Source organism: Hymenobacter lapidiphilus, assembly GCF_013377885.1.
GTDB lineage: Bacteria > Bacteroidota > Bacteroidia > Cytophagales > Hymenobacteraceae > Hymenobacter > Hymenobacter lapidiphilus.
In genome coordinates, this window is sequence record NZ_JABKAU010000087.1 from 1 (window position 1) to 1,461 (window position 1,461).

Annotated in this window: 2 protein-coding genes; one reads left to right on the forward strand and one right to left on the reverse strand. The window is 59.0% G+C overall.

Translation table 11 applies throughout. From position 1 onward, the window contains the following. Window positions 1-143: 143 nt before the first annotated feature. The gene (locus HW554_RS20130) at window positions 144-740 is read left to right on the forward strand and encodes a Fic/DOC family protein (protein ID WP_176910319.1); all 597 of its coding nucleotides are present in this window, start codon (window positions 144-146) and stop codon (window positions 738-740) included. Between the two features lie 410 nt (window positions 741-1,150). Here HW554_RS20130 and HW554_RS20135 read toward each other — a convergent pair. Then, window positions 1,151-1,461, reverse strand: a 311-nt coding sequence (locus HW554_RS20135) for a DUF190 domain-containing protein (protein WP_176910320.1), incomplete at its 5' end; no start/stop codon positions are given.

Consider the following 1,461-nt stretch of genomic DNA (forward strand, 5'->3'; position numbering starts at 1 on the left):
TCAATCGCAAAATGAGTGTTATTTCTTTGCCGGCTACTTTGGGGCTGGAGAAGAACTTGCTTTCTTGTGCTTGCCTTTCTTCGCTCGCGTTGCCTACCTGTACTGGTTCGCGGCCAAGTCGAAGAACTCATGCCCTTGGAACAATGAAATATGCCTCCTCTGGTGACGAAGACGAAGCGCTACCCAATCTATTGGGGCTCTCCTCGTTGGCGGAAGTGCAGCAGGTGGAAACCGAAGGCTTCCTCTTGGCCGAGCAGAGCTTGTTGAACGAGCTGCGCGAGGACGAGGTCTTTGACGAGGCCTACATTCAGGAAATCCACCGGCGCGCCCTCGGCCGGGTCTACGGCTTCGCGGGGCATTACCGCACCGTCAACCTCTCCAAAGGTGGCTTCGCTTTTCCGGCGGCGCGGCACCTGCCTAAAAACATGGCGGATTTCGAACGGGAAATGCTGCGGCCCTTGCCCCACAGTTGGCCTGATGCCACGTCCCTGGTGCGCGACGTGGCCCGCGTCCACGCCGAGTTGTTGTTCCTTCACCCGTTTCGGGAAGGCAACGGCCGCACCGCGCGCGTGCTGGCCAACCTCATGGCCTACAAAAACGGCTCGACCAGCTTCCACTGGGAAGCATTGGCCGAGCCAGAACGTTTTAAGTGGTATGTGCAGGCCGTGCAAGCCGCTGGGCTGCTCCGCTACGAGCCCATGCAGGCCGTTATCGCAAGCGTGTTGCCCTCGTCTCCGTAACCGAAGTACCCACTGTTTTACGCAGCCGCCCTTCATCGGCGCGGATGCCTTCCACATGGGCCGAGCCCAAGGCATTGCGCACCAACATTTGCTGACGCGCTGCTCCCTCCCGCAGGTGCGGGTAGCGGTCTACAATTCGTTTGCCAGTCTCTTTCATAATTATTACGGTTTCTGCCTTGTTAGTACAAAGTACGGATAATTATCATTCCAGGCCACCTACAGGGCGTACGCATCAAAAATTTCACTCCTCTTTTCCAGTGAACAGAGGCACGTTCGGCTAGGAAACCTGGTGACAGCACCCCGTAGTAAAGTAGCTCTGGAGAGAGCAAAAGCCACTTGCTAATTTTGATGCGTACGCCCTGCTCGGGTAGCAAGGTTCCGAAGGCATAGGAGGAGGCAGAGATTCGGCCTCAAAGCTCCCCGTTGCCGCTCTCGCGCAGCAGCACCCGCACCTGGGTCAGCAGCGGCTGGTTTTGTTCCAGAAACCGGGCAATCTGGTCGGGGGAGTCAATCAGCTCCACGCACTGCGGGTGCTTGAGGTCCATGTGTTCGACGTGGCCGTGGTGCAGGGCGTCGCCGCGCAGGTAACCGGCCGTCACGTTGAAGGCAATGGCCTGCTCGATGTGCAGGGCCTTGGCGGCTTTGAGCAGCTCGTGGGCCAACGTCTGTCCCAGCAGCTTGCGCCAGCCCTGGCGTCCGGCGACGGGGGTGCCGTGCTGAA

Bases quoted from the DNA above. Each gene is read 5' to 3' on its own strand.
- HW554_RS20130 (WP_176910319.1), top strand. From the start codon at position 144: ATGAAATATGCCTCCTCTGGTGACGAAGACGAAGCGCTACCCAATCTA.